The sequence below is a fragment of the Streptomyces sp. YJ-C3 genome, from assembly GCF_053891275.1.
On record NZ_CM132685.1, the window covers coordinates 5,793,019 to 5,819,287 of the forward strand.

The following is a 26,269-nucleotide window of genomic DNA, read 5'->3' on the forward strand; positions in this document are numbered from 1 at the left end:
CGCGGCCGATGGGGATTCCCTTCCAAGTACCGCTCCGGCATGGGGGTTTCGGCCCGCGCCGGCACTCCGTGGAAGGGATTCCCGACAGCCGCTTCGCCAAAGCCGTCTCGACCGCGGGACCGGCGGCTGGTTCGATCTCGACCATGTCCGACGAACGGCAGGAACTCACACGGCGACGCCACGTCGATCTGTCGCGTGTCTGGAGTGCCGTCTGTCGCCGCGCCGCCGCCTAGGTCGTTTCTGATGGCTCTTGGACGGTGTCGCGGAGCCAGATGACGAGCGCGGTGACGGTGAGGGTGCCGTTGAAGATGTAGTCGCGCTTGTCGTAGCGGCTGGCCACCGACCGGAACTGTTTCCACTTGCTGACGCAGCGCTCGACCGCGTTGCGACGTCGGTACTGGGTCTTGTCGAAGGCGAGTGGACGGCCGCCGGCCCGGCCACGGTTGTGGCGGTTGGCCCGCTGGTCGTCCGGCTCGGCGATGGTCGCCCTGATGCCCCGACGCCGCAGGTGGGCGCGGTTGTCGCGGCTGGAGTACGCCTTGTCGCCGCGCACCCGGTCCGGGCGGCGGCGTGGGCGGCCGGGCCCGCGGCGAAGAACACGCAGCGTCTCCAGCACCGGCAGCAGCATGGGGCTGTCGCCCCGCTGGCCCGGCGAGGTGAGCCAGATCAGCGGGCGGGCCCGGTCGTCGGCCAACAGATGGATTTTCGTGGTCAGTCCGCCCCGCGAGCGTCCCAGTGCCTCCCGCCCATCGGCCTCCACACGCGTCCCGCCCCTTTTCCGGGAAAGTCGCGGGGCCGCCGGTGCCGGGCCCCGGGCGGAGCACCTCAGGTCCCAGGGCTCCGCCCCGCACCGCGCTCCTCGGATCTCCTAGAGCCTGTCCGGCGGATCTTGTCGCGGGCGCGGGGTCTGGCACAGAACGGCACGGGCCACCCGGACGCGACCTGATCCGCCGGACAGGCCTTAGCCGTACGCCTCCCCGCCCAGCTCGAACCCGGCGCTGCCCGCGCTCACGTCCGCCAGCCAGCCCTGGAACCGCTCGACGTCCCCTTCGGGCAGCCCGATCTCGATGGAGACGGCCTCGCCGTAGCGGACGTCGCGGACCTCCCGGCCGGTGGCCCGCAGATCGTTCTCCATCTTTCCGGCCCGCGCGTGGTCGACGGTGACCGTGGCGAGCCGGAATCTGCGTCGGGTCACGGTGCCGAGCGCGTCGAGCGCCTCCCCCACCGCGCCCCCGTAGGCCCGGATGAGCCCGCCGGCGCCGAGTTTCACGCCTCCGTAGTACCGGGTGACGACGGCGACGACGTACCGCATCTCGCGTCGGGTGAGCATCTGCAGCATCGGCACGCCCGCGGTGCCGCCGGGCTCGCCGTCGTCACTGGCCTTCTGCACGGAGGCGTCGGCGCCGATGACGTACGCGTAGCAGTTGTGGCTGGCCGTCGGGTGTTCCTTGCGGATGCGGGCGACGAAGGCCTGGGCCTCCTCCTCCGTCGCGGCGGGCGCGAGCGCGCACAGGAACCGGGAGCGGTTGATCTCTGTCTCGTGCACGCCCTCGCGGGCCACGGTGCGGTACTCGTCCTGCATCGGACCAGCGTATGCGCCGGTGTCGCCGGACTCGCCCCCGCCCAGGGTGCGGGTGAGGATGTGGTGGATACTCGCACGTCGTCAAAGAGAGCCGCCCGACAGGAAGCATCCCCACATGACCGGCACCCCCGCCGAGAGCCCGGCCGCCTCGCCCGCCCCCACGCACCGCTGGCGTTCCTGGCTGCTGGAGGGGCTGAGCGACCGGACGGCCCGCCACCAGGGCCCGCACGGGCATGTTCCGGCGGAGCACCAGGGCCACAAGTGGTGGCGGGTGATGTGCCTGACCGGTGTGGACTACTTCTCCACGCTCGGCTATCAGCCCGGCATCGCGGCCCTCGCCGCGGGCCTGCTGTCGCCGCTCGCGACGCTGGTGCTGATCGCGCTCACCCTGCTGGGCGCCCTGCCCGTGTACCGCAGGGTCGCCAAGGAGTCGCCGCACGGCGAGGGCTCGATCGCGATGCTGGAGCGGCTGCTGCCCTGGTGGGCGGGGAAGCTGTTCGTGCTGGTGCTGCTGGGCTTCGCCGCCACCGACTTCATGATCACCATGACGCTGTCGGCGGCGGACGCGGCGGCCCACGTCGTGGAGAACCCCTTCGCGCCCGAGGCCCTGCACGGCGCGAACACCTGGATCACGCTGGTCCTGCTCGCGGCGCTCGGCGCGGTCTTCCTGAAGGGGTTCCAGGAGGCGATCCGGGTCGCGGTCGTGCTGGTCGCCGCCTATCTCACCCTGAACGTCGTCGTGCTCGTCACGGCCGCCGTCCATGTCCTCACCGCGCCGGTCAAGATCGGCAACTGGTGGGACGCGATGACGGCCGAGCACTCCTCGCCGTTCGTGATGGTGGGCGTCGCGCTGCTCGTCTTCCCGAAGCTGGCGCTCGGCATGTCGGGCTTCGAGACCGGTGTGGCGGTGATGCCGCAGGTCAAGGGCGATGCCTCGGACACCTTCGCCAGACCGGCGGGCCGCATCCGCGACACCCGCAAACTGCTCACCACGGCCGCGCTGATCATGAGCGGCTTCCTGCTGCTCTCCAGCCTGGCGACGACGATCCTGATCCCGCAGGACGAGTTCGAGTCGGGCGGTTCGGCCAACGGGCGTGCGCTCGCGTATCTCGCGCACGAGTACCTCGGCGAGGGCTTCGGCACGGTCTACGACGTCTCGACGATCTGCATCCTCTGGTTCGCCGGCGCCTCCGCCATGGCGGGGCTGCTGAACCTGGTCCCCCGCTATCTGCCGCGCTACGGCATGGCCCCGGAGTGGACGCGGGCCGTGCGCCCCCTGGTCCTCACCTTCATGGCGGCGGCGGTCGCCATCACCCTGTGGTTCAACGCGAACGTCGACGACCAGTCGGGCGCCTACGCGACCGGCGTCCTCGTCCTCATGCTGTCGGCGTCGTTCGCGTCGACGGTCGCGGTGCACCGGCGCGGTCACCGCCGGGCGGCGGTCGGCTTCGGCGTGATCACCGCGGTCTTCGCCTACACGCTCGTCACGAACGTCGTGGAACGCCCCGACGGCATCAAGATCGCCCTGATCTTCATCGTGGCGATCCTCGTCTCCTCCTTCGCCTCCCGGGTGCACCGCGCCTTCGAACTGCGGGCGGGCGCCGTCACCTTCGACGACGCGGCCGTGTCGATCATCGACGAGGCGGCGGCCCGCGGCCCGCTGCGGATCATCGCGAACGAGCCGCAGGAGCACAGCACGGCCGAGTACCGCGACAAGGAGTACTGCCAGCGCGAGGACACGCACATCCCCGAGGGCGGCCCGGTGCTCTTCCTGGAGGTCTTCATCCAGGACTCCTCCGACTTCACCGAGGACCTCGTCGTGCACGGCGACGAGAAGCACGGGGTGCGCCGCCTGCGGGTGCACGGCCCGGGCGTCCCGAACACCGTCGCCGCGGTCCTGATGAACCTGCGCGACCGTACGGGCGAGGTCCCGCACGCCTACTTCAACTGGACCGAGGGCCACCCCGTCAGCCATCTGCTGCGCTTCCTCGTCTTCGGCGACGGCGAGGTCGCCCCGGTCACCCGTGAGGTGCTGCGCCGCGCGGAGCCCGATCCGGAGCGCCGGCCGCGCGTGCACGTCGGCTGAGGATCAGTACGCGACGGGCCAGCCGCTGCTCCAGTCAAGGAGGTTGACGCCGAGCTTCGGTGTGCCGTTGTCGTTGCCGTCGTAGTAGTGGTAGACGATCAGGTCGCCGTCCGCGTCGTTCATGATCGACTGCCCGCCCGGCCCGATGACGCTGCCGTGCGACTCCAGCACGGGCGTGCCGCCGTTGTTCATCAGGGCGACGCCGTTCTTGTCGTAGTACGGGCCCTTGACGCTGCTCGCGCGCCCGACCTTCACCTTGTACGTGGAGGAGGTGCCGGAGCAGCACACGTCGTACGAGGCGAACAGGTAGTAGGAGCCGCCGCGCTTGACGAGGGAGGGGGCCTCGACGGCCTTGGTCCCGCTCGGGCGGGAGGCGAGGGCGTAGCGGGTGGTGTCGCCCGCGTACTGCTTGCCGGTGGACGGGTCGATCCGGATCATCTTGATGCCGGTCCACCAGCTCCCGAACGACAGCCACCACTTCCCGTCGTCGTCGACGAAGAGGTTCGGGTCGATGGCGTTGTAGTCGCTGGATGTGGTGGAGGTCAGGACGATGCCGTGGTCGGTCCACGAGCCGGGCAGTCCGGTGCTGGAACCGGCCAGGCCGATCGCCGACTTGTTGGAGCCGAAGGTCGAGACGGCGTAGTACATCAGGTACTTGCCGCCGTGGTACGAGATGTCGGGCGCCCAGGCCTCGGTGGCGTACGACGACCACCACGACGGCTTGCCGCCGAACGCGTCGGCGCCGGCCGTGAACGCGATCCGGTCGCCCGAGGTACGGGACCCGAGCCCGCCGCCGGTCGCGTACAGCAGGTACTTCCCGGCCGGGGTACGGATCATGGTCGGGTCGTGGACGACGGTGTCGCCGGTCACGTGCCCGGGGTTCGGGTACGCGGACGCGGCCGACGGGACCAGGGCGAGGACGAGGGCCGCGGGGACGGCCAGCAGGGCGGTTCTGGTGCGGCGGGAGGTGCGGCCGGAGGTACGGCGGGAGGTGCGGCTCACGCGGGGCTCCTTGGCGCTGCGGGGACGGCTCGACGGATCCATGTGTCCGAAATCCCGGACAGTGGTCGCGACTTCGGACGGGACCGTAGAATCGAAGGCGTGTTGCGTCAATGGTTTCCGCCGGGCCGGCCGACATCCTGGAATCCGTGGCGTCCCTGAGAGGTTGCCCGGGGACAGGAAGTTCCGCGTCGCTAGGGAGTCAGCATGTACGCCGAACCAGGCACCATCCGGAAGATCCTCACGGAGTCCGGCGACACGTGGGCCGTCGTCGGGCTGTCGTCGAACCGGGCGCGCGCCGCGTACGGGGTCGCCGAGGTGCTGCAGCGCTTCGGCAAGCGGGTCGTCCCCGTGCACCCGAAGGCCGAGACGGTGCACGGGGAGCAGGGCTATCCGTCGCTGGAGGCCGTTCCCTTCCCGGTCGACGTGGTCGACGTCTTCGTCAACAGCGAGCTCGCGGGTCCCGTCGCCGACGAGGCCGTCGCCGCCGGCGCCAAGGCCGTCTGGTTCCAGCTCGGGGTCATCGACGAGGCGGCCTACGAGCGCACCCGCGCGGCCGGCCTGGACATGGTGATGGACCGGTGCCCGGCGATCGAGATCCCGCGGCTCGGCTGAGCGCGGCTCGTCACCGCGCGGGGTCCTCCTCGAAGGAGGCGAAGTAGGCGGCGGCCATGTCCTCGTCCCCGTGCCCCTGGTCGGCGGCGCGGGTCAGCCGGGCCTCGCTCGCCTCGGCGACGTCGAGGCGGACGCCGTGCTGCCGCCCCGCCTCGACGATCAGGCGGGCGTCCTTCGCGGCCGTGGACACCGCGAACTGGGCGGGGGTGAGCCGGTCCTCCAGGACCAGGCCCGCCTTGAGTCGCAGATAGGGCATGTCCAGGCCGCCGCCCGCGATGGCGTCGAAGAAGTTCTGCGGGTCCACGCCGAGCGCCTGCGACAGGGCGAGCACCTCGCCGGCGGCGTTGGTGGCGGCCAGCACCCAGCTGTTGGCCACGAGCTTCAGCCTGGTCGCGGAGCCGGCCGCGCCGTCCTCGCCGGTCCACACGGTGCGCGTGCCGACGGCGTCGAGGACGGGCGTCACGGTGTCCCGGTGCGCGCTCGGGCCCGCGGCGAGGACCAGGAGCTGTCCGGCCTCCGCGGGCTGGCGGGTGCCGAGCACCGGCGCGTCGAAGAGGACCAGGTCGTGGGCGGCGGCGAAAGCGGCCAGGTCGTCGAGCGCGTCGAGGCCCGCGGTGGTCGACTGCAGCCAGGCGGCGCCCGGCCGCAGCCCGTCCGCGGCCTGCCGCATGGTGTCCAGGGCGGCGGGCCCGTCGTAGAGCATCGTCAGGACGATGTCGGCGTCCGCCACGGCCTCGGCCGGGGTGTCGGCGATGTGCACGCCGTCGGCGGCCAGCGGTTCGGCCTTGTCGCGGCTGCGGTTCCAGGCCCGGACGGGGTGTCCGGCCCGTGCGATGTTCCGGGCCATCGCCGCGCCCATGATCCCGGTGCCCAGCACCGCTACGGTCGGCCTGTCGCTCATGGTGTCGTCAGCTCCCTTGTCGTTGCGTGCCGGTCGAGCTTAGGCCCGCGCATCCGGCCGGAAGCGGCTCACCCGGCTCCCGCGCGGCGGGCGAGGCGAAGTTCCGTCATGTAGCGCTTGGTGACATGTCCGCCGTGCCGTCGGTCGATGAGGGCGGCGAGACAGTCGTACAGTCCGGCGCGCGCCGTGGCGTCGAGGTCGCGGTGGCCCGAGTAGGTCGACAGCAGGTCGAGGTACTGCTCTGCCGTGTACGTCGCGTCCCATTCGTAGCGGCGGAAGACGACCGAGGTGAAGGAGTCCGATTCCGCCAGTTCCGCGCTGTCCCTGGGGATCCGCGACGCGGGTTCCAGGGTGATGCCGGGCCGGGTCGTCGGGTCGAACCGCTCGTAGCAGCGCTGGGCCGCGGCGAAGAACGGCTCGGTGCCGCCCTTGATGTGATGGGTCGACACCGTCGCGAGGCTCCCGCCGGGGCGCAGCGCGTCGGCGGCCTTCGCCACCCGGATCCTCGGGTCGATCCAGTGCCAGGACGTCGCCGCGAGCACCAGGTCGAAGGGGTGGGGCGGCAGCGGCCACGTCTCGAACTCGGCGACGACGACCTCCGCCCCGGGACGGTCCGCCAGCTTGCGGCCGGCCACCGCGGCCATCGCGGTGCCGAGCTCCACCGCGACGATCCGGCAGCCGCGCTCGGCGAGCGGCACGGTCATCTGGCCCGTTCCGGGGCCCACTTCGAGGACCCGGCAGCCGGGGCCCGCCCCCGCGAGGTCCGCCAGGTCGTCGTACAGCTGCGGCGGATAGCCGGGCCGCATGCGGTCGTAGAGTTCGGCGTCCTCGGTGAAGGTGCGGCGCAGGCGTTCACGGTCCTGATCGGTCATCCGGGCCACGCTACGGGCCCGCGCCGGGTGCCCGGCTCAGAACCGGACCGGCAGTCCCGCCAGACGGGTCCCGGCCGCTGACCGGGCTGGGTTCCCGCGGCGCACGGGACGGAGTGCGGACGCCGGTCGCGGCCGCTTCGTGATCACTCCTGTCGCGGGCGTCGCGGTCCCGCCCGGGTGAGCGGGGCGGGACCGCACGGCCTCAGTCGGCGAGCCGGTCCAGGCGCAGGGACAGCGCCTTCGCGATCACCTCCACGTGGTCGTCCCGCAGCAACTCCGGGTGCGTGCACGGCAGGTCGTGGTTGGCCACCTCGCCGGTCACGTGCGGGCGCCAGGCCTCGCGGGTCAGCCAGCTCTCCGGGCGGGGCGCCGCCGCCGTGAAGAACAGGACGTCGCCGTCGAAGCGGCGATGGGTGTGGGCGCGCATCATGCGGGCGTGGTTCGGCACGATGTCGACGATGCGGGACAGCGTGCCGTCGGTGAGGCCCGCCAGGGGGCTGCCCGCCGTGCGGAGGGTGGCGAGGACGTCGTCGCGGGTGCGTTCGGTGCCGCGCTCGAATCCGGCCATGCGCAGCACCGCGGTGAGCGCGTCGCCCTCCTCCGGGGCCGGGCGCTCGCGCCACTGTTCCGCGGGGAAGGCGTCCAGGAGCGCGAGGAGGTCGACCCGCTCCCCCGCTTCCTGGAGCAGGACGGCGACGGTGTGCGCGAGGATGCCGCCGACGGACCAGCCGAGCAGCCGGTAGGGGCCGTGCGGCCGGATCTCACGGATGCGGGACACATAGTCGGCGGCCTGCTCCCACAGCGTGGCCGGCAGCGGCGCGTCCGTCGTCAGGCCGCGGGCCTGGATGCCGTGCACCGGCTGGTCCCGGTCGAGACGGGCGGTCAGGCCCGCGTAGCACCAGGAGATGCCGCCCGCCGGGTGGATCGCGAAGAGGGGCGGGCGCTCGCCCTGGGGGCGCAGCGGCAGGATCACGTCGAGGGCGTCGCCGGACACGGGGGACGCATCGGTGGTGCGGGCGGCCAGCGCGGCCGGTGTCGGGGCCTCGAAGAGGGAGCCGATGGTCAGCTCGGCGCCGAGTTCCTCGCGGATCCGGGCGACGAGGCGTACCGCGAGGAGCGAGGTGCCGCCCAGGTCGAAGAAGGCGTCGTCCGGGCCCGCCTGCGCGACGCCGAGGACCTCGGCGAAGAGGCGGGTCAGCGTCTCCTCGCGCCGGTTCGTGGGGCGCCCCGCGGCGCCGCTGCCGGCGAAGACCGGGGCGGGCAGGGCGCCGCGGTCCAGCTTGCCGTTGGGGGTGAGCGGGAAGGCGGGCAGCGGGACGACGGCGGACGGGACCATGTGCTCGGGGAGTTCGCGGGCCAGCGCGGCGCGCAGCCGGACGGGGTCCGCGTCGCCGGTCACGTAGCCGACCAGGCGGTCCTCGCGCACCAGGGCGCAGGCGCCGTCGACGCCGGGCTGCGCCGCGAGCGCGGCCTCGATCTCACCGGGTTCGATGCGCTGGCCGCGCAGCTTGACCTGGTGGTCGGTGCGGCCGAGGTACTCGACCTCGCCGCGCTCGGTCCAGCGGGCGAGGTCACCGGTGCGGTACATCCGGCCGCCCCGGAAGGGGTCGGGGACGAAGCGGTCCGCCGTCAGTTCGTCGCGGTTCAGATATCCGTCCGCCAACTGCCTCCCGGCCAGGTGCAGTTCACCCACGACACCGGGCGGGCACGGCTGTCCGGCCGGGTCGAGGACGTACAGACGGGTGTTCCAGACGGGGCGTCCGATGGGCACCGGGCCCGTGCCGTCCGGCGCGCAGGCGTGGTAGGTGACGTCGACGGCGGCCTCGGTCGGGCCGTACAGGTTGTGCAGCTCGACGCCCGGCAGCGCCCGAGCGAAGGTGCTCGCCGTGTCGCGCGGCAGTGCCTCGCCGCTGCAGAACACGCGGCGCAGCGCCGTCCCGCACGAGGGGGCGTCGGCCTCGGCCAGGAAGACCTGGAGCATCGACGGGACGAAGTGGCAGGTGGTGACGGCCTGTTCACGGATCAGCCGGGCCAGGTAGGCCGGGTCCCGGTGACCGCCCGGCTCGGCGACGACCAGTGTCGCGCCCTGGCGCAGCGGCCAGAAGAACTCCCACACGGACACGTCGAACGACGAGGGTGTCTTCTGCAGCACCCGGCCGTCGGCGCCGATCGGATACGCGTGCTGCATCCAGCGCAGCCGGTTGTCGATCGCCGAGTGCGGCACGACGACGCCCTTGGGGCGGCCGGTCGACCCGGAGGTGTAGATGACGTACGCGGGATGCGCGGGGGTGAGCGCGCGGGCCGGGTCGACCGGGGCGTACGGGGAGACGTCCAGGCCGTCGAGGACCACGAGCGGCGTCCCGCCGCCGGCGGGCAGTCGGCCCGCGCGGTCGGTGACCGCGCACACGGGCCGGGCGTCGTCGAGCATGTACGCGAGGCGCTGCTCGGGATAGTCCGGGTCGAGCGGCAGGTACGCGGCGCCGGACTTCAGGACGGCCAGGAGCGCCACGACCAGGTCGGCGGACCGGGGCACGGAGACCGCCACGATCTCGCCCGGCCGGGCGCCGAGGCTCTGCAGGTGCCGGGCCAGCCGGTTGGCGCGGGTGTCGAGTTCGGCGTAGGTCAGGGTGGTGTCGCCGTGGACCAGCGCCACCGCGTCCGGGGTGCGGGCCGCCTGCGCGCCGATCGGTCCGATGAGGGTCGTCGGGGGCAGGGCGCGTTCCGTGCGGTTGAACTCATCGATGACCAGGGCGAGTTCGGCCGGTGTCGCGATGGGGTGGCCGGCGAGCGGGGTGTCGGGGTCCGTGCGCGCGAGGCGTCGCAGGAGGTCGACGAACCGGGCCTGGTGCGCGGCGAGGTCGTCGTCCTCGTACAGGGCCGGGTTTCCGTCGTGGTCGATGCGCAGGCCGCGGCCGTCGGCGCGGTCGTAGATGTTGACGGTGAGGCCGTCGACCGGGCCCGCCGACAGGTTGTGGGCCCGCGCCGGGGCGCCCGCGAAGTCGGTGGCGTAGTCGAACGGCATGACGTTGACGAGCGGGCCGACGAGGCCGCGGTTCTCGCCGAGCAGGCCGAGGTCGCGGCGGATGTCCTCGTAGCGGTAGCGCTGGTGGCGCCGTGCCTCGCGTACGCCCAGGACGACGTGGCGGACGAGCTCGGTGAAGGTCGCCTCCGGGGTGACGGTCAGGCGCAGCGGCAGCACGTTCATGACCATGCCGGGCACGCGCAGGGCCACCGAGCCCATGCGGCCCATCATCGGCAGGCCGAGGACGACCTCGGTGCGGCCGGTGGCCCGCGCGGTGTACAGGGCCTGCGCGGCGATGAACACGTCGGGCCAGGTGGCGCGGGTGCGTGCGGCGAGTTCGCGCAGCTGTTCCGTCGTGTCCGGCGGCAGCTGTGTCGTGCGGCGGCGGAAGGTGCGCGACGGCAGGGCGCCGCGGCCCGAGAGACGCGATGCCTCGGGCCGGTCGGCGAAGGCCGCGCTCCAGTGCGCGCGGTCGGCCGCGTGGTCCGGCGACGACCGGTACTCGGCGTCGAGCGCGAGCAGGTCGGCCAGCGTCTCGAACGGGCGCGGGCCGGGGTCGGTGCCGTTCACCAGCGCCGTGTAGACCTCGGCGGTGCGGCGCACCAGCAGGGAGTGCCCGAAGCCGTCGATGACGAGGTGATGGACGCGCTGGTACCAGAACCAGCGCCGCTCCCCCACCCGGAAGAGGGCGTGCGCGAACAGCGGCCCGGCCGCCAGGTCGCAGGGCCGGTCGAGATCCTCGCGCATCCAGGCGAGCGCCTGTTCCGCGTCCAGGTCGCGGCGCACGGTGAGCGGCAGCTCGACGAAGGCGGAGATCCGTTGGCGCGGCCCGTCGGGGGTGTCCTCGACGCGGACGCGCAGGGCGTCGGTCTCGGCGATGACGCGGCGCAGTGCGGCGGCGAAGACGGCGGGGTCGAGCTCCCCGTCGATCTCCAGGTACTCGGCCGTGTTCTGCGCGGGGCTGAGCGGATCGAGGGCCTGGGCGAACCACATGCCGGACTGGGCGGCGGTGAGCGGCAGGACGAGGTCACGCATGCCGGTGTCCTCCCTGATGACCACGGTCATGCGGCGGCCACCCCCAGCAGCGCGGCCCAGGCGTCCACGGCGGGCTTCTCGGCGAGGTCGACGAAGGAGGCGGTGACGCCGTGGTCGCGCCGCCAGCGTTCCAGGAGGGTCATGATGCGGACGGAGTCGAGGCCGTGGTCGACGAGGTTCTCGTCGACGGGGATGTCGGCGGGGTTCTCGCCGAGGCAGTCGGCGACGTCGGCGCGGATCTGTTCCACGGTGAGGGTCATGCGGTGCGTACCTCCTCGATGAGGGCGTCGGTGGTGGTGACGACGGCGCAGCGGCCCGCCGCCCAGCGCAGGGCCATGGCGTGGTCCTCGCGGGTGAAGTCGGCGACGGCGTCGGCGACGACGAACGCCTGGATGTCGCGCATCCAGGCGTCGGCGGCGCTGATGAGGACGCCGATGTGGGCGTAGACGCCGACGACGACCAGCTGGTCGCGGCCCGACTCCCGCATCAGCGACTCGAGTTCGGTGCGCACGAAGGCGCTGTACTTCCACTTGGTGAGGACCGTGTCGCCGGCCTCGGGCGCGACGGCCTCCGGCATGGCGAGCGCCGCCGGGTCGTCGGCGACGCCGGGCCCCCAGAAGTCGAGTTGCAGTCCGCGTTCCTCGGGTGTCTGGCCGCCGCGCTGCGCGGAGTAGAAGACGGGGATGCCGAGCCGCCGGCTCTCCTTGAGGAGCCGGACGGTGTTGTCGAGCATGCCCGTCAACGGCTCCGCGTTCTGGGGGTACTTGGCGAGGAAGTGGTGCTGCAGGTCGTGGACGAGCAGGACGGCGCGCGCGGGGTCGACGGTCCAGGTGACGCGGTTGGCCGGCAGCTCGTCCGGGCGGGGCAGGGGGTAGGCGGCGATGGCGGGCAGTGCCATGGTGGGGGCCTCTCAGTGCTGTTCGGCGGCGGACCGCTGCTGCTTCTTGCTGACCTTGCCGATGCCGGTCTGCGGGAAGACGTCGACGAACTCGACGAGGTCGGGGACCTTGTACGCGGCGATCCCCCGTTCCCGCACGAACCGCTTCACGGCGACGGGCTTGAGCGGTTCGGCGCCCTCGCGCAGGATCACGTAGGCCAGGGAGCGCTCGCCGAGGTACGCGTCGGGCACGGCGACGACCGAGACGTCGTGGACCGCGGGGTGGGCGAGGATGATGTTCTCGATCTCCTCGGGGGCGACCTTCTCGCCGCCCCGGTTGATCTGGTCCTTGGCCCGGCCCTCGACGACCAGGTGCCCGGTCGGGGTGCGGCGCACGATGTCGCCGGTGCGGTAGAAGCCGTCGTCGGTGAAGGCGCGGGCGTTGTGCTCGGGGGCGCGCCAGTAGCCGCGGATCGTGTACGGACCCCGGGTCAGCAGATGGCCGAACGCGCCCTCGGGGACGTCCTCGTCGGCGTCGTCGACGATGCGGATCTCGTCGTCCGGGGAGATCGGCAGGCCCTGCGTGGTGACGACCGTCTCCGGGTCGTCGTCCAGGCGGGTGTAGTTGACCAGGCCCTCGGCCATGCCGAAGACCTGCATGAGCGGGCAGCCGAGCGCGGGCGTGAGGCGACGGGCGGCCGCCTCGCTGTACTTGGCGCCGCCGACGAGGATCAGCTCCAGAGAACTCAGGTCGTACCGCGTATCGGGCCCTGCCCCCGTCCACACGAGGGCGAGCGGCGGGACGAGGCCCGTCATGGTGATCCGCTCCGCCGCGACGAGCGGGAACGCCGTCTCGGGGTCGGTGCCCGGGGACATCACCACGGTGCCGCCCGCGTACAGCACGCCGAGCCAACCCGGCGAGCTCATGGGGAAGTTGTGGGCGGCGGGCAGGACGACCAGGAAGCGGGTCCCGGCGTCGACGCCGCAGATCTCGTTCGAGCCCCACAGCGAGTACAGGTAGTCGTCGTGGGTGCGCGGGATCAGTTTGGGGACGCCGGTGGTGCCGCCGGAGAGCTGGAGGAAGGCGAGGTCATGGGGCTCGGGCCCGCGGTCGAGCGCGGCCGGTTCGCCGAGCACGTCCGCCAGGGGCGTGTGCTCCCCCGCCTCTCCGGCGACGAAGACGTGGCGCAGGCTCGGCGTGTTCTGCTTGACGCGGGCGGCCAGTTCGCGGTGGTCGAAGCCCGCGTGCCGGTCGGGTATGACGTAGGCGACGGCCTCGGCGAACGAGCAGAAGTAGGCGATCTCCGTCTCGCGGTGGGCGGGCAGCGCGTACACGGGCAGGGCGCCGATCCGGAAGAGGGCGAAGACGACCTCGACGAACTCGCCGACGTTCGGGAGCTGGACGACGACGCGGTCCCCCGTGCCGATGCCCCGGGCGGCGAACCCGGCCGCCAACTCCTCGGCCCGCTCGTGGAGTTCACGGTAGGTCCAGGTGCGGCGGGCCGGCGCGGGATCGACGAGGGCGATGCGGTCGGGGTGGGAGTCGGCGCGCTCGCGCAGCATGCCGGGGAAGGTCTCGCCGCGCCAGTAGCCGGCGGCCCGGTACCGCTCGGCGAACTCGGCGGGCCAGGTGGGCGCGTCCGGGACCGTGGAGGCGGCGGTCTTCACAGGCTCGCCCCCACGGCGTTGAGGAACGTTCGGAATTTGGCGCCGGTCTCGGCGGTCTCGGCCTCCGGTGACGAGGCGGCCACGACACCGGCGCCGGCGAACAGGCGGAGCAGTCCGCCCTCGGCCTCGGCACAGCGGATGGTGACGACCCATTCGCCGTCGCCGTCCGCGTTCTGCCAGCCGACCATGCCGGTGTACGCGCCCCGGTCGAACGGCTCGGAGTCCGCGATCACCGCGCGGGCCACATCCGTGGGGGTGCCGCAGACGGCCGGGGTCGGGTGCAGTGCCGAGGCGAGGTCGAGGGCGGTGGTGGCGGTGTCGGCGAGCTCCCCGGTGACGGTGGTCGACAGGTGCCACATCGCGGCCGTACGCACCAGGGTGGGGCGCTCGGGGACGTCGAGGCGGCTGCAGAACGGGGCGAGCGCGGCGCGTACGGCGGCCACGACGACGGCGTGTTCGTGCAGGTCCTTCGGGGACTCGAGGAGCGCGGCGGCGCGCCGGACGTCCTCGGCGAGGTCGGCGCTGCGGGGCGCGGACCCGGCGAGCGGGTTCGCGGTGAGGGTCGGTCCGCGCCGGGCGACGAGGAGTTCGGGGCTCGCGCCGATGAGCGTGCGGCCGGCGCCGCTGGGCACGGCGAACGTGTAGCCCGCGGGGTCGCGGCGGGCCAGGCGGCGCAGCATCGCGGGCAGGTCGGGGGCGACCGGGCCGGTCAGTTCGAGGGTGCGGGCGAGGACGACCTTGTCGAACTCCCCGGCCCGCATGCGGGCGACGGCCGCGGCGACCGCGGCGCCGTACTCCTCGGCGGCGGGCACCTCCCTGACCTGCCAGTCGGCCGCGTTCTCGGGGGGCGGCACGGGCAGGGCGATCAGCGGGTCCTCGCGCAGCGGCGGCGCCCAGCGCACGTTCTCCGGGACGGTGAGGGCGGGCGGCGCGGCGGGGTCGAACGGCAGGGCGCCCATGACGACGGGGTCGGGGTGGCCCGCGCGGCGGCGGTCGTCGAGGAGGGCGCGCACCCGCTGGCCCAACGGCCTCTCGTCGTGCGGGAGTTCGGCGGCGATGCCGTGGCCGAGGAGGGTGCGGTGGGGCGTGGCGAGGAAACGGTCGGAGTGCGGGCGGTAGTCGTCGAGGAGGGCGGTCGCTGTGCCGGTCACCTCCGGTGGGGTGGTGACGGGTTCGTGGACGGACGTGGTCATCGTTGCCTCCTGGGTGTGGGGGTGGAGTGGGGGCGCGGGAGCGTGGGGGCGGGGGTCGGTGCGCCCTTTCGCCGTGGCGGGTGCGGGTGCGTGGGGCGGGTGCGGGTGCGTGGGGCGGGTGCGGGTGCGTGGGGCTTCTCGCGCAGTTCCCCGCGCCCCTGAAGGCTGCGGCTTCGCCGCTCGCCTTCATCGATGGGAGATGGCGCACGCAGTGCGCATCTCCAGGGGCGCGGGGAACTGCGCGACCAGCCGCCACCCACCCGCACCCGCCGAACAAGCGCCCCCGGCGGACGAGAAGGCGGACCCCGCTACCCGCGGAGCGTCGCGCCGCCGTCGACGTACAGGTCGTGGAGCGTGATGTGCCGGGCGCGGTCGGAGGCGAGGAACGCCACGGCCTCCGCGATGTCGGCCGGGTCCGCGATCCGGCCGAGCGGGATGCCGGTGCGGTGGGCTCCGAGGTCGCCCTCGATGACGGAGCGCCGGGCCGCCTCGATGTCGGCGCCGGACTCCGCCCACATGCCGCGCTGCATGTCGGTGAGGGTCGAGCCGGGACAGACGGTGTTGCAGCGCACGCCACGCGCGGCGACTTCGAGGCCGAGGCATTTGGTGAACATCGCGGTGGCGGCCTTCGACGCGGCGTACGCGGACATGCCGGCGCGGGGGATGCCGGCCGCGTTGGAGGCGACGGTGACGATGCTGCCCGCGCCGCGTGCGCTCATCCGGCGGGCGGTGGAGCGGGAGACGTGGAAGACGCCGTTGGTGTTGACCGCGAAGGTGGCGGCCCAGTCCTCGTCGCTGAGCTCGACGGCGGGTGCGCTGCGCAGGATTCCGGCGACGTTGACCGCGATGTCCAGCGGTCCGAGCGTGTCCTCGGCGGCGGCGACGAGGGTCTCGACGGCGGTGGCGTCGGTGACGTCGAGCGGGCGGGCGACCACGTGGTCGCCGTCGTACCGTGCCGCGACCTTCTCGGCGGCGAGGCCGTCGAGGTCGGTGGCCAGAACGCGGGCGCCGCGCCCGGCGAGCGCGGCGACCACCGCCTCGCCGATGCCCCGGCCCGCCCCTGTGACGAGGGCGATCCGGCCGGCCAGTTCTCCCGCGGAGATGTCGGCGTGTACCTGACCGGATATCACTTGGCGAGCGCCCCCTTGAGGTCGTCGAGGACGATCTGCGCGGAGAGCGGGCCGCCGGCGCTGTTCCAGGCCGAGCCCTCGACGACCACGACGTGCTGGTCCTTCTCGGCGTGCAGCTTGGCGAAGTTGGTGACCTTCTGCGCCTCGCCGTACGCCTTCTCGCCGTCGGCCTTGTCGCCGAGCGTCCCGAAGAACAGCCAGTCGCCGTCGATGGTGTCGAGCTTCTCCAGGGAGACGGGCTCGCTGTGGCCGGTGCTCGCGCCCTGCTGGTCCTTCGGCCGGGTCGTCCCGAGCGCCTTGAGGGTGGAGGCGACGACGCCGTCGCCCTTGCCGACGACCGAGGGCGCGCCGTCCTGCCAGCGGATCACGGAGACGGACGTGCCGGCGTTGTCGCCGAGCCGCTTCTTGACGTCGGCGACCTCGCTGTCGAAGTCCGTCAGCCACTTCTCGGCGTCGGCCTTCTTGTTGAGGGCGTCGGCGGTGTCGGTGAAGGACTTCTTCCAGTCCTCGTTGAGCTTGGCGGTGACGACGGTCGGCGCGATCTCCTGGAGCTTGTCGACGGTCTTCTTCGCGCCGGTCGTCTCGTCGAGCAGGATCAGGTCGGGCTGGAGCGCGGCCAGTTTCTCCATGTCGGCCTCGGCGACGGTGGCGACGACCTGCGCCGTGGACGCCTTGTCGGCGAGGTAGGTGGAGACGCCCCGCTGGCCGCGGCCCGCGGTCACACCGACCGGTTCCATGCCGAGGGCCAGCGTGGCGTCGGTGGTCGGCTCGCTGAGCGTGACGACCTTCTGCGGGTCGCTGGGCACCTTGACCTCGCGGCCCTGGGCGTCGGTGATCTGTCGCGTGGTGGCCGCCGCCTTGTCCTTGCCGCCGCTGTCACTGTCGTCGCCGTTGTCGCTGCCGCAGGCGCTGAGGAGCAGGGCTCCCGTGACGGCGGCGGTGCAGGACAGCAGGACCGCGCGGCGGGAGGTTCGGTTGGAGGACATGTGCGTGATGCTCCTAAGGGCAAGAAGAGTGGAACGGTGGCGCGTGGGGACTAGTGGGTCCTGCCGGGCCCGGGGCCCAGCAGGCGGATGAGGGTGTCGGCCAGGGCGACGTGCCAACAGGCGTAGACGTGCCCGCCGTTGAACTCGCGCCGGGTGACCTGGTAGCGGGCCGAGTGCAAGGTGTCGTAGAGGGCCCTGCAGTGGTCGACCATCGCGCCTTCGTGCAGGCCGACGTCGAGGTGGACGGTGACGGGCCGCGGCTCGGCGGCGGCGTACCGGGCGACGAGCCAGGGCACCCCGAAGACGTGTTTCTGCGGTACGTCCGACGGCAGTCCGGGCCGCCACCACAGGGACGGCGACTGGGCGATCACGTGGCCGAACCGGTCGGGGCGCAGATGGCCGGCGTGCAGGGCGGCCATGCCGCCGAGGCTCTGGCCGGCGACGACGGTGCGGGCCGGGTCGGCGGTGACGGGCCAGCGGCCGGCCGCCCAGGGCAGGAGTGCGTCGGCGAGGAATTCCACGAAGGCGTCCCGCGCGCCGAGTTCGCGGTTCCGGGTGGCGCGGTCGACGGCGTCGGGCGCGAGCACGGCGAGCGGCGGCAGCTTCCCCTGGGCGATCAGCGCGTCGAGGGTGTGCTGCAGTCCGATGCGGCCGAGCCACATGTCGCCGTCGCAGAGGACCAGGACGGGCAGCGGGTCGTCGTCGGGGCGGCGTCCGGGCGGCAGGTAGGTCCAGACGTCGCGGTGTCCGCCGAGCGGCGGGGCAGCCGTGCGGTGCCGCTCGACGCGACCGGCCGGTATCGCGCCGGGCGGGCGCGTCCACGCCTCGGCGGGCGCGTCCGGCAGGGCGAAGACCGATGTGTCGGCCGCGGTCCAACGGGTGGGCAGGGATCGGGGGTTGAGCGGGTCGCGGGAGGCGTGCACGGCGAGGGAGCGCAGGCGCGTCTGGAGGATGCCGGGATCGGCGGGCGGCTCCTTGGCGGAGATGTCGGCGGCGAGGCGGTAGGTGCCGCGGTGGTCGGCGCGCAGCCGCAGTCCGAGGTGCCAGATGTCGGTGCCGGCGGCGCGCTCCAGGAGGGATCCGGCCAGGTCGTCGCGGTCGACGAGCCGGTTGGCCAGGAGCAGCACCTGGCGGGTGGCCCGGTGGCCGCGCCACAGGAAGGTGACGGCCCGGTGGTCGGGCTCGCCGTCGAGCTCCTCGACGAGTGGGGTGCCGAGGGCCGTCACGTCCTGCCAGAACTCCTCGGCGAGGCGGGCCCGTCCGGCGTCGTCGGCCCCGGTCAGGCACTCCAGGAGGTGCGCGACGCGCGGTCCGGTGACGCGGATCGGCCGGTGGTCCGACAGGGCGGCGGGGTCCGCGGTCTGGACGCGCATGGCTCCTCTTCCTCCGGTCCGTCAACGACCAGGCGTTTTCGTCAACGTAATTGTTAGCAGACTTAGTAAGGTTAGCCTAAGCTAATCACATGCTGACTGGAACGCGTCCCCGCCCGGGAGAAACACCGCGACTCTCGGCCACACCCCGCAGTCGTCCCCCACGGGTCACCGGTCTGGTCCTCGGTGTGGTCCTCCTCCTCGCGGCGTGCGCGTTGTCGCTGGCCGTGGGCGCGGAGCACATTCCGCCGGGCGACGTGTGGTCCGGCCTGTTCTCGCCCTCGGACTCCCGGTTCGAGAACATCGTGAGAGAGCTGCGGCTGCCGCGGACCCTCATCGGGATCGCCGTCGGCGCGGCGCTCGGTCTGGCCGGCGGCGTGATGCAGGTCCTGACCCGCAACCCGCTCGCCGACCCGGGCCTGTTGGGCGTGAACGCGGGGTCGTCGGCCGCCGTCGTCACCGCGATCAGCGTGTTCGGCATCACGTCGTTCACCGGATACCTGTGGTTCGCGCTGCTCGGCGCGGCCGTCGCGGCCGTGCTCGTGAACGCGCTGGGCGGCACCCGCGCGGCGACCCCGGTCCGCCTCGCCCTCGCGGGCACCGCCGTCAACGCGGCCCTGTTCGGCTACGTGAACGGCCTGCAGCTGTGGGATCTGAGCACCCTCGACTCGATGCGCCACTGGTCCGTCGGCACGCTCGAGAAGCGCGACCCCGAACTCCTGCTCACCGCTCTGCCGTTGCTGATCGCCGGCGCCCTGCTGGCCTTTGCCCTGGCCCGGCCGCTCGGCGCCCTCTCGCTGGGCGAGGACCATGCCCGCGCGCTCGGCACCTCGGTGCGGCGCACCCGCGTGCTGTCCATCGTGGCCCTCACCCTGCTGTGCGGCAGCGCCACCGCCGTGTGCGGGCCGATCGGCTTCGTCGGCCTGATGGTCCCGCACGCGGTCCGCGCGTTCACCGGCCCCGACCCGCGCTGGATGCTCCCCTACTGCGCCCTGTTCGCACCCGCCCTGCTGCTCGTGGCCGACGTGATCGGCCGGATCGTGGTGCCGCCGTCCGAGATCCAGGCGGACATCGTCACCTCGTTCCTCGGTGGCCTGCTCTTCATTCATCTCGTCCGCCGGCGGAAGGTGGCCCAGCTGTGACGACCCTGGTGAAGGACGGACAGCGGCCGGTCCGCGCCGAGTGGCGCCGGGGCCGGCTGCGCGCGGGGCGCTGCTCGCTCCGCTTCGACCCGCGCACGGTGCTCGTCTGCCTCGCGCTGATCGCGGTCACGGCGTGCCTGGTGGTGCTCTCCGTCGGCACGGGCACCTACGAGCTGTCGCCCGCACAGGTCCTGCGGACGTTCGCCGGGAACGGGCCGCCCGGCGCCGAGTTCATCGTGCTGGACCTCCGGCTGCCGCGGGCCCTCGTGGCCGTCCTGGTCGGTTTCGCGACGGGGATGGCCGGCGCCGTCTTCCAGTCACTCACCCGCAATCCGCTGGGCAGCCCGGACATCATCGGGTTCGGCAACGGCGCGTCGGCGGGTGCGCTCGTCGCGATCATCTTCCTGAACGCGGGTGCGCCGCAGACCGCCCTCGGCGCGCTGCTCGGCGGTTTCGCCACGGCCGCGGCGGTCTATCTGCTGGCCTGGCGCCGCGGTGTGCACGGATACCGGCTCGTGCTCGTCGGCATCGGCGTGTCCGCGGTGCTCCGGGCCGCGACGAGCTTCCTCTACATCCGTGCCGACATCGGCAAGGCGGCGCAGGCGGCGAGCTGGATGATCGGCTCCCTCAACGACCGCGGCTGGAGCGAGGTGCGGACGGCCGCGCTCGGCCTGGTGGCCTGTGTTCCCGTCGTCCTGGTGTACGGGCGGCGGCTGACCATGCTGGAGATGGGCGACGACACGGCGGGCGCGCTCGGTGTGCCGCCCGAGCGCAGCCGCCTGATCCTGCTGTGCGCGGGCACCGGCCTGACCGCGATGGCGGTGGCCGCGGCCGGTCCGATCCCGTTCCTCGCGATGGCCTCGCCCCAGCTGGCCCGCCGCGTCACCCGGGCGGCGGGTCCGAACGTGCTGCCCTCCGCGTGGACGGGTGCCCTTCTGGTGACGGCCGCGGACCTGGTGACGCAGCGCGTGACCGGTTCGGCGCTGATGCCGGTGGGCGTGGTGACCGGGGTCGGCGGCGGCCTGTTCCTGGCGTGGCTGCTGTTGCGGGAGCGCAGGGCGCAGCATGTGTGACCGGAAGGTCCTGACCGGAGCCCGCTCGGCGCCCCGGCCGGGCGTACGGGCCGCCTGGTGCGAGGAGTTCGTCGCGCGTGCCGTACGCGACGGGTCGGCCGGCGTCCGACGGCCTGGCGGCCACCTTCGCCGGGGGCCGCGTGCCGGTGCCGTGGCACAGGAGCGCGCCCCACGGCACGAGGCCGTGGGGCGCGTGGGTGACCGTCCGGTCACGGCGTCACGTCCGTGACCTTCCACCGTTGGTTCGCCCCGGAGTTGGGCTGATACGTGGTGACGGCAGCGCCGTCGTGCGTGGCCTGCCCGCCGACTTCGAGGAGCTTGCCGGTCCCTGCGTTGACGAGGGTGTACGTGCCGTCGCCGGTCGACGACAGGATCCATCGGGCCGCCGCGTCACGCCGTCCGGTGTTCGGCTCGACGACCGGTACGTCGTCGCGTACGGCGAGCCGCTTGCCGCTCGCCGCGCCGGCGAACACGTACTGCTTCCGGTTGTCCGCGCTCCGGCCGCTGATCTGCCGCAGCGTCCACCGCTGCCCGGCGCCGGACGCCCCGGCCCTGATGACGAGCCCGCCGCCGTCGTCGGCGACCGTGAGGTCCTTGCCGCTCTGCACGCCGGTCAGCTCGTACGTGTGCCCCTTCCGCAGCGTCGCCGCGTCCTTCGCGACGCCGGACACCCCGTCGACCACGAACGAGGTCACCGACTGCGCCGGCACCGTGAACGTGGCCTTCTTGCCGCGGACCGGGACGGCCGCGTGCCGCTGGAGCTTGCCGTCGGCGCTGGTCACGACCGGGGTGACGGTGGCGCCGTGGCGGATCTTCGCGAACGTGGACAGGTCCAGCGTGACCGTACGGGCGTCGGTCGTGCGGTTGACGTGGACGACCGTCGCCCCCTTGCCGTTCTCCGGGACGGCCGCGGCGCTGCTGGTGTCGTCGACCTTGACCAGGCTGTCGCCCGGCCGGATGTAGTGCGTGAAGTTGCGGGCGGTGTCGAACTTGGTGTTGGTCCGGACCGGGCAGGACGCGAGGGTGTCCTTCGCGGTGCAGCTGAAGGGGAGCTGGATCTCGCCCCAGTTGCCGCCCTTCGCTGACTCGCCGCCCGGCTTCATGTTGTCGTGGTCCTCGACGGGCTGCCAGAAGACCCAGGCGGTGGGCTCCAGTTCGCGCAGGTCGTCGACCATCTGCTGGGCGAGCCCGAGGCCCGGCCGCATGTCGGTGAAGGACTGCCCGTCGCCCCAGTCGCCCTCGACCTCGCTCATCCACAGCGGCTTGTCGGCCGCCTTGGCGAGATTACGGACCGTGGTGCGGCCGCCGGTGCCGTACGTGTGGACGTTCATCTGCCCGACGAGGCCCTTCACGTCGGCCGGGTAGCTGTTCCAGTTCGTCGCGAAGATGCCCGGGTTGGTCTCGTCCATCGCGGCGATCTCCGCCCCGGTCCCGGCCTTCTTCAGGGCGGGCGCGAGGGCCTTGATGACCTTCTGCTGGAGCTCGGGACCTATGTGCGCGCCTTCCTGCCGGCCGCCGGTCGGCTCGCCGTCGGCACCCAACTGCGTGCCCCAGTAGCCGGTGTTGGGCTCGTTGAACGGATCGACGGTGTCGACCTTGATGCCCTCCGCCTTCTCCAGTCGCTCGGTGACTGCGGCGACGTACGCCGCGAAGTCGTCGACCGATCCGGTCTTGAGCTGGTCCTTGTTCGCGTCGAGGTTTCCGGAGACGTAGCCGCTCTCCGTCATGAAGTACGGCGGGGAGTTGCTGAACGTCTCCCAGTGATCGATGTCGTCCTTGATGCGGTTCACCCACCAGCGCTGGGTGGCGTCGGCGTCCGGGTTCCAGTCCGCCGGGTCGTCGGCGTTCCACCAGTCGGTGTCCTGGCGCGTGGTGCCCGCGGGCGCCTGCCACCAGCCCTCGACCGCACCGCCCGCCCTCAAGTAGTCCCGTACATCGGGGGCGTTGCCGCCGCCGATGTTGTAGCGGGCGATATTGAGGGCGAGCCCGTCGTCGCCGAAGAGCAGGTCGGCGAGCTTCTCCCGGATCTCCTTCGGGTAGCCGCCGGTGACGTTCGCGAACCAGACGAGGCTGGTGCCCCAGCCCTCGAACCGCTGCTGCCGGTACGAGGGATCGGGGGTGACCGTGACCGCCGCGGGCGCCGCGGTCACCGGCGGCGCGGTGGTCAGGGCGGCCCCGGAGACCAGGGCGGCGGCGCCGACGAGGCCGAGGAAACGTCTTGTGCGGGTACGGCGTGCCAACGTGCTCTCCCCACTCATGGCTACGGGCGGAAAGTTGGTGCTGCGGTGGTGGTGCGGCTCAGCGGGCGGGCTGCCGGAGCACGGCGACTTCGCGCGACGGCAGGACCAGCGCGTCGCCCGGCTCCGGGCCGACGAGCACGTCACCGGTGATCCCGGGCAGCTCCACCGGCTCGTCGCTCCGGTTGACCAGGAAGAGGTAGCGGCTCTCGCCGTCGCGGCGTACCGCCGTCTCGACCGATCCCCGTGCCTCCGCCGGGAGTTCACTGCTCACTCCGGCCGGTGCGAGCAGGCCGGGCAGCAGCGCGGCGAGGCCGTCGGCACCGAGGCGCGTGGAGACGTAGGCGGCCGAGCCCCGGCCCGTGCGGCGGCGGGTGACCGCCGGCCGGGAGGCGTAGGCACCGGTCCGGTAACCGGCCAGCACCTCGACGTCCGTGCCGGTGACGGAGATCCGGTCGGTCCACAGGCTGCCGGTGGTGCCGTTGTCCAGGTCGACGGTGTCGCCGTCGAGCAGCGGCCCGAACTCCTCGATCCGGATGCCGAGCACGTCGCGCAGGGCGCCCGGGTAGCCGCCGAGCCAGACGTGGTCGTTCTCGTCGACGATCGCGGAGAAGTACGTGGTGACGAGGTGGCCGCCGCCCTCGACGTACCGGGTGAGCTCCTTGGCGAGCGGCTGCGGCACCACGTGCAGCACGGGCGCGATCACGACGTCGTACGCGGACAGGTCGGTGCGGTGCGCCGGGACGACGTCGGCGCGGATGCCGAGACGGTGCAGCGCCGAGTACCAGTCGAGGGCCTCACGGTGGTAGTCGAGGCGCGAGCTGGGGTGGGAGTCCTGCTCGCTGGTCCACCACGAGTCCCAGTCGAAGAGGATCGCCACCCGGGCGGGCTCGCGCTCGCTGCCCGCAACCGGGGCGAGCGCGTCGAGGGTGCGGCCCAGCTCGACCACGGAGCGGAAGAGTTCGCTGTCGGCGCCGGCGTGCGGCACCATCGCCGAGTGGTACTTCTCGGCGCCCGCCACCGACTGGCGCCACTGGAAGAAGCAGACGGCGTCGGCGCCGTGCGCCACGTGCAGCAGCGAGTCCCGGGCGAGCTCGCCGGGCAGCTTGGGTACGTTGACGGGCTGCCAGTTCACCGCGCTGGTGGAGTGCTCCATCAGGAACCAGGGGCGATGGCCGGCGATGCCGCTGCTGAGGTTGGCGGAGAAGGACAGCTCGTCGCGGTCCTGCGGGCCGGGGATGACGTAGTGGTCGTTGGCGACGAAGTCGACCTCGCCCGCCCAGTCCGCGTAGTCCATGCCCTTGGTGCCGCCCATCACCATGAAGTTGGTGGTGACGGGCGTGTCCGGAGTGAGTTCGCGCAGGATCGCGCGCTCGGCGAGGAGATGGTCCTTGAGCGCGTCCGACGAGAAGCGCTTGAAGTCGAGCTGCTGGGTGGGGTTCGGGTGCGAGGCGGCGAGCCGTGGCGGCAGGAGCTGCTCCCAGTCGCTGTAGCGCTGGGACCAGAACGCCGTCCCCCAGGCAGTGTTGAGGGCGTCGAGCGTGGTGTAGCGGCGGCGCAGCCAGGCCCGGAAGGCGCGGGCCGCGTCGTCGGAGTGGTCATAGACGTTGTGGCAGCCCAGTTCGTTGTTGACGTGCCAGGCGACCAGCGCCGGATGGTCGGCGTAGCGGGACGCGATCTTGCGGACGAGGTCCAGCGCGTGCGCGCGGAAGACGGGCGAGGTGGGCCGCCAGTGCTGGCGGGCGCCGGGCCACAGCGTCTCTCCGCTCGCGGTGACCGGCAGGATCTCCGGGTGCGCGGCGGTCAGCCACGGAGGCGGCGACGCGGTGGCCGTCGCCAGGTCGACGCCGATGCCGCCCGCGTGCAGCAGGTCCATGATCTCGTCGAGCCAGCCGAAGTCCCAGGTGTCGGCGGCGGGTTGGATCCGGGCCCAGGAGAAGATGGCGAGGGAGACGACGTTCACCCCGGCCTCGCGCATCAGCCGGATGTCGTCCGCCCACACCTCCCGTGACCACTGCTCGGGGTTGTAGTCGGCGCCGTAGCCGAGGCGCCGGGTGCCGTCCGAGCCCTTCGCGTACGGGAAACGGGAGGTGAGGGGGGCGGTCATGCAGGTCCTTTCGGAAGAGCGGGACGGAGGGAGGGCTACTTCTCGACCGTGAAGCCCTGTTCGTTGCCGTACTTGACGGAGGCGTCCTGCCACGCCGTGAGACCGGCGGTCAGCTTGGTCGAGGAGACGTACGCCTTGCCGACGGTGTCGTTGAAGATCGAGTTGGCGTAGACCTGGTAGGGCAGGTACTTCCAGTCGGCGGGTACGTTCTTCGCGGACTCGGCGAAGATCTTGTTGGCCTTCTGGCCGCCGAAGTACGGGAACGCGGTGTCCTGGAACTCCTGCGAGTCGAGGTCCTTCGTCGTGGCCGGGAACGCGCCGTTCTTGATGCGGGTCTGCACGCCCGCGCCGGAGTTGGCGTACTCGACGAACGCGTAGGCGAGCTCCTTGTTCTTGCCGAGCTCGGGCAGGGCGAGCGAGCTGCCGCCGTTCTCGGAGCTGGCGGTCGCGCCCTGCTCCCACTGCGGCAGCGGGGCCACGCGCCAGTCGCCCGCCGCGTCCTTCACTCCGGAGGCGAAGTTGGCGGGCATCCAGGCGCCGATGGGCAGCGTGGCGATGGTGCCGTCGCCGAGGCCCTTGTACCAGTCGTCGCTCCAGCCGACGACCGGCGAGACGAGCTTCTCGTCGATCAGCTTCTGCCAGGTGTCGGTGTACTTCTTCGCGCCCGCGTCGGTGAAGTCGATGCCGACCTTGGTGCCGTCGACCTTGTACGGGTGCGAACCGGCCTGCCACAGCAGGCTGGTGGTCATGCCCGCGTCGCCGACGTCGCTGGTGATGTACGCCTTCGGGTCGGCCTTGTGGAGCTTGCGGGCGGCCTCGACGTACTCGTCCCAGGTCGTCGGGACGGCGATCTTGTACTTGTCGAAGACCTTCTTGTTGTAGAAGAGCGCCATCGGGCCGGAGTCCATGGGCAGGCCGTAGACGCCGTCGCCGGACTTCACCGAGTTCCACGGCCCCGGCGAGTACGAGTCCGCCAGCTTCTCGGCGCCGTAGGGCTTGAGGTCGGTGATCTGCTTCGTCAGGGCGTACTGGCCGAGCGCGTAGTACTCGATCTGCGCGACGTCCGGGACGCCCTTCTTCGCCGAGATCGCGTTCGAAAGGGCCTTGTACTGGTCGTTGTTGGTGCCCGCGTTGACCAGCTTGATGTCGACCTTCGGGAACTTCTTCTCGAAGTCGGCGACGACCTGCTTCAAGGTGGGCTCCCACGCCCACACCGTGACGGTGCCGCCCTTCTTCAGTGCCGACCGGATGTCGGCCGCGCCGATCTGCTTGTCACCGGAGTCGTCGTCGGAGCCGCCGCAGGCGGTGGCCCCGAGGGCGAGGGCGCAGACGAGACCTATGCCGCGCAGGAGGCGGCGGGAGTGCTGGGGCATG

20 protein-coding genes are annotated in these 26,269 nt (G+C 72.5%); 4 read left to right on the plus strand and 16 right to left on the minus strand.

Features of this window, described 5'->3' with window-relative positions:
• Positions 1 to 229 precede the first annotated feature (229 nt).
• Positions 230 to 760 carry an IS5 family transposase gene (locus tag ACVHNB_RS25865; protein WP_456226022.1) on the minus strand — a complete coding sequence of 177 codons (531 nt, stop codon included), beginning with the start codon at positions 758 to 760 and terminating at the stop codon, positions 230 to 232.
• Positions 761 to 961: 201 nt separating this feature from the next.
• Entirely contained in the window at positions 962 to 1,582 is a 621-nt protein-coding gene (locus ACVHNB_RS25870) for a YigZ family protein (protein ID WP_428956294.1), read from the minus strand.
• A 115-nt stretch (positions 1,583 to 1,697) separates the two neighbouring features.
• Here ACVHNB_RS25870 and ACVHNB_RS25875 point away from each other — a divergent pair, with 115 nt between their 5' ends.
• Positions 1,698 to 3,668, plus strand: coding sequence for an APC family permease (locus ACVHNB_RS25875; RefSeq protein ID WP_428956293.1), 1,971 nt, complete (start codon positions 1,698 to 1,700; stop codon positions 3,666 to 3,668).
• A gap of 3 nt (positions 3,669 to 3,671) precedes the next feature.
• On the opposite strand, the gene ACVHNB_RS25880 is transcribed toward ACVHNB_RS25875, so the two are convergent.
• Positions 3,672 to 4,670 (minus strand): arabinan endo-1,5-alpha-L-arabinosidase, encoded by a 999-nt coding sequence (locus ACVHNB_RS25880; RefSeq protein ID WP_456226023.1) that lies wholly within the window; start codon positions 4,668 to 4,670, stop codon positions 3,672 to 3,674.
• A gap of 204 nt (positions 4,671 to 4,874) precedes the next feature.
• On the opposite strand from ACVHNB_RS25880, the gene ACVHNB_RS25885 reads away from it, so the two are divergent.
• Positions 4,875 to 5,282: a CoA-binding protein gene (locus ACVHNB_RS25885; RefSeq protein WP_456226024.1), complete on the plus strand. Its 408-nt coding sequence runs from the start codon at positions 4,875 to 4,877 to the stop codon at positions 5,280 to 5,282.
• Positions 5,283 to 5,292: 10 nt separating this feature from the next.
• Here the strand turns inward: ACVHNB_RS25885 and ACVHNB_RS25890 are convergent, their stop codons facing one another.
• From ACVHNB_RS25890 to fes, 10 genes are all read right to left on the minus strand, one after another.
• Entirely contained in the window at positions 5,293 to 6,183 is an 891-nt protein-coding gene (locus tag ACVHNB_RS25890) for an NAD(P)-dependent oxidoreductase (RefSeq protein WP_428956290.1), read from the minus strand.
• Between the two features lie 68 nt (positions 6,184 to 6,251).
• Positions 6,252 to 7,055 (minus strand): class I SAM-dependent methyltransferase, encoded by an 804-nt coding sequence (locus ACVHNB_RS25895; protein WP_456226025.1) that lies wholly within the window; start codon positions 7,053 to 7,055, stop codon positions 6,252 to 6,254.
• Between the two features lie 202 nt (positions 7,056 to 7,257).
• Complete coding sequence (locus ACVHNB_RS25900) at positions 7,258 to 11,142, minus strand: amino acid adenylation domain-containing protein (protein ID WP_456226026.1); 3,885 nt, start codon at positions 11,140 to 11,142, stop codon at positions 7,258 to 7,260.
• Entirely contained in the window at positions 11,139 to 11,372 is a 234-nt protein-coding gene (locus ACVHNB_RS25905; protein ID WP_428956287.1) for a phosphopantetheine-binding protein, read from the minus strand. The genes ACVHNB_RS25900 and ACVHNB_RS25905 overlap by 4 nt, the downstream gene beginning before the upstream one ends.
• Complete coding sequence (locus tag ACVHNB_RS25910; RefSeq protein ID WP_456226027.1) at positions 11,369 to 12,010, minus strand: isochorismatase family protein; 642 nt, start codon at positions 12,008 to 12,010, stop codon at positions 11,369 to 11,371. Before ACVHNB_RS25910 ends, ACVHNB_RS25905 begins: the two co-directional genes overlap by 4 nt.
• 12 nt (positions 12,011 to 12,022) lie before the next feature.
• A complete protein-coding gene (locus tag ACVHNB_RS25915; protein WP_456226028.1) occupies positions 12,023 to 13,657 on the minus strand; it encodes a (2,3-dihydroxybenzoyl)adenylate synthase in 1,635 nt (544 codons plus the stop codon).
• The gene (locus ACVHNB_RS25920; RefSeq protein ID WP_456226029.1) at positions 13,654 to 14,850 is read right to left on the minus strand and encodes an isochorismate synthase; all 1,197 of its coding nucleotides are present in this window, start codon (positions 14,848 to 14,850) and stop codon (positions 13,654 to 13,656) included. Before ACVHNB_RS25920 ends, ACVHNB_RS25915 begins: the two co-directional genes overlap by 4 nt.
• 308 nt (positions 14,851 to 15,158) lie before the next feature.
• Positions 15,159 to 15,977: a 2,3-dihydro-2,3-dihydroxybenzoate dehydrogenase gene (locus ACVHNB_RS25925; RefSeq protein ID WP_428957730.1), complete on the minus strand. Its 819-nt coding sequence runs from the start codon at positions 15,975 to 15,977 to the stop codon at positions 15,159 to 15,161.
• Positions 15,977 to 16,966, minus strand: a complete 990-nt coding sequence (locus ACVHNB_RS25930) for an ABC transporter substrate-binding protein (RefSeq protein ID WP_428956283.1) — start codon at positions 16,964 to 16,966, stop codon at positions 15,977 to 15,979. The genes ACVHNB_RS25925 and ACVHNB_RS25930 overlap by 1 nt, the downstream gene beginning before the upstream one ends.
• Before the next feature lie 50 nt (positions 16,967 to 17,016).
• The gene (gene fes / locus ACVHNB_RS25935) at positions 17,017 to 18,339 is read right to left on the minus strand and encodes an enterochelin esterase (RefSeq protein WP_456226030.1); all 1,323 of its coding nucleotides are present in this window, start codon (positions 18,337 to 18,339) and stop codon (positions 17,017 to 17,019) included.
• An 89-nt stretch (positions 18,340 to 18,428) separates the two neighbouring features.
• On the opposite strand from fes, the gene ACVHNB_RS25940 reads away from it, so the two are divergent.
• On the plus strand, positions 18,429 to 19,478 hold the full coding sequence (locus ACVHNB_RS25940) for a FecCD family ABC transporter permease (protein WP_428956281.1): 1,050 nt from the start codon (positions 18,429 to 18,431) through the stop codon (positions 19,476 to 19,478).
• The gene (locus ACVHNB_RS25945) at positions 19,475 to 20,551 is read left to right on the plus strand and encodes a FecCD family ABC transporter permease (protein ID WP_456226031.1); all 1,077 of its coding nucleotides are present in this window, start codon (positions 19,475 to 19,477) and stop codon (positions 20,549 to 20,551) included. Before ACVHNB_RS25940 ends, ACVHNB_RS25945 begins: the two co-directional genes overlap by 4 nt.
• Before the next feature lie 209 nt (positions 20,552 to 20,760).
• Here the strand turns inward: ACVHNB_RS25945 and ACVHNB_RS25950 are convergent, their stop codons facing one another.
• From ACVHNB_RS25950 to ACVHNB_RS25960, 3 genes are read right to left on the minus strand one after another with little or no spacing between them, the layout of a single operon-like run.
• The gene (locus tag ACVHNB_RS25950) at positions 20,761 to 22,791 is read right to left on the minus strand and encodes an RICIN domain-containing protein (RefSeq protein WP_456226032.1); all 2,031 of its coding nucleotides are present in this window, start codon (positions 22,789 to 22,791) and stop codon (positions 20,761 to 20,763) included.
• A gap of 58 nt (positions 22,792 to 22,849) precedes the next feature.
• A complete protein-coding gene (locus ACVHNB_RS25955; protein ID WP_456226033.1) occupies positions 22,850 to 24,895 on the minus strand; it encodes a beta-galactosidase in 2,046 nt (681 codons plus the stop codon).
• Between the two features lie 35 nt (positions 24,896 to 24,930).
• Positions 24,931 to 26,268, minus strand: coding sequence for an ABC transporter substrate-binding protein (locus ACVHNB_RS25960; RefSeq protein WP_456226034.1), 1,338 nt, complete (start codon positions 26,266 to 26,268; stop codon positions 24,931 to 24,933).
• Position 26,269: the final 1 nt, after the last annotated feature.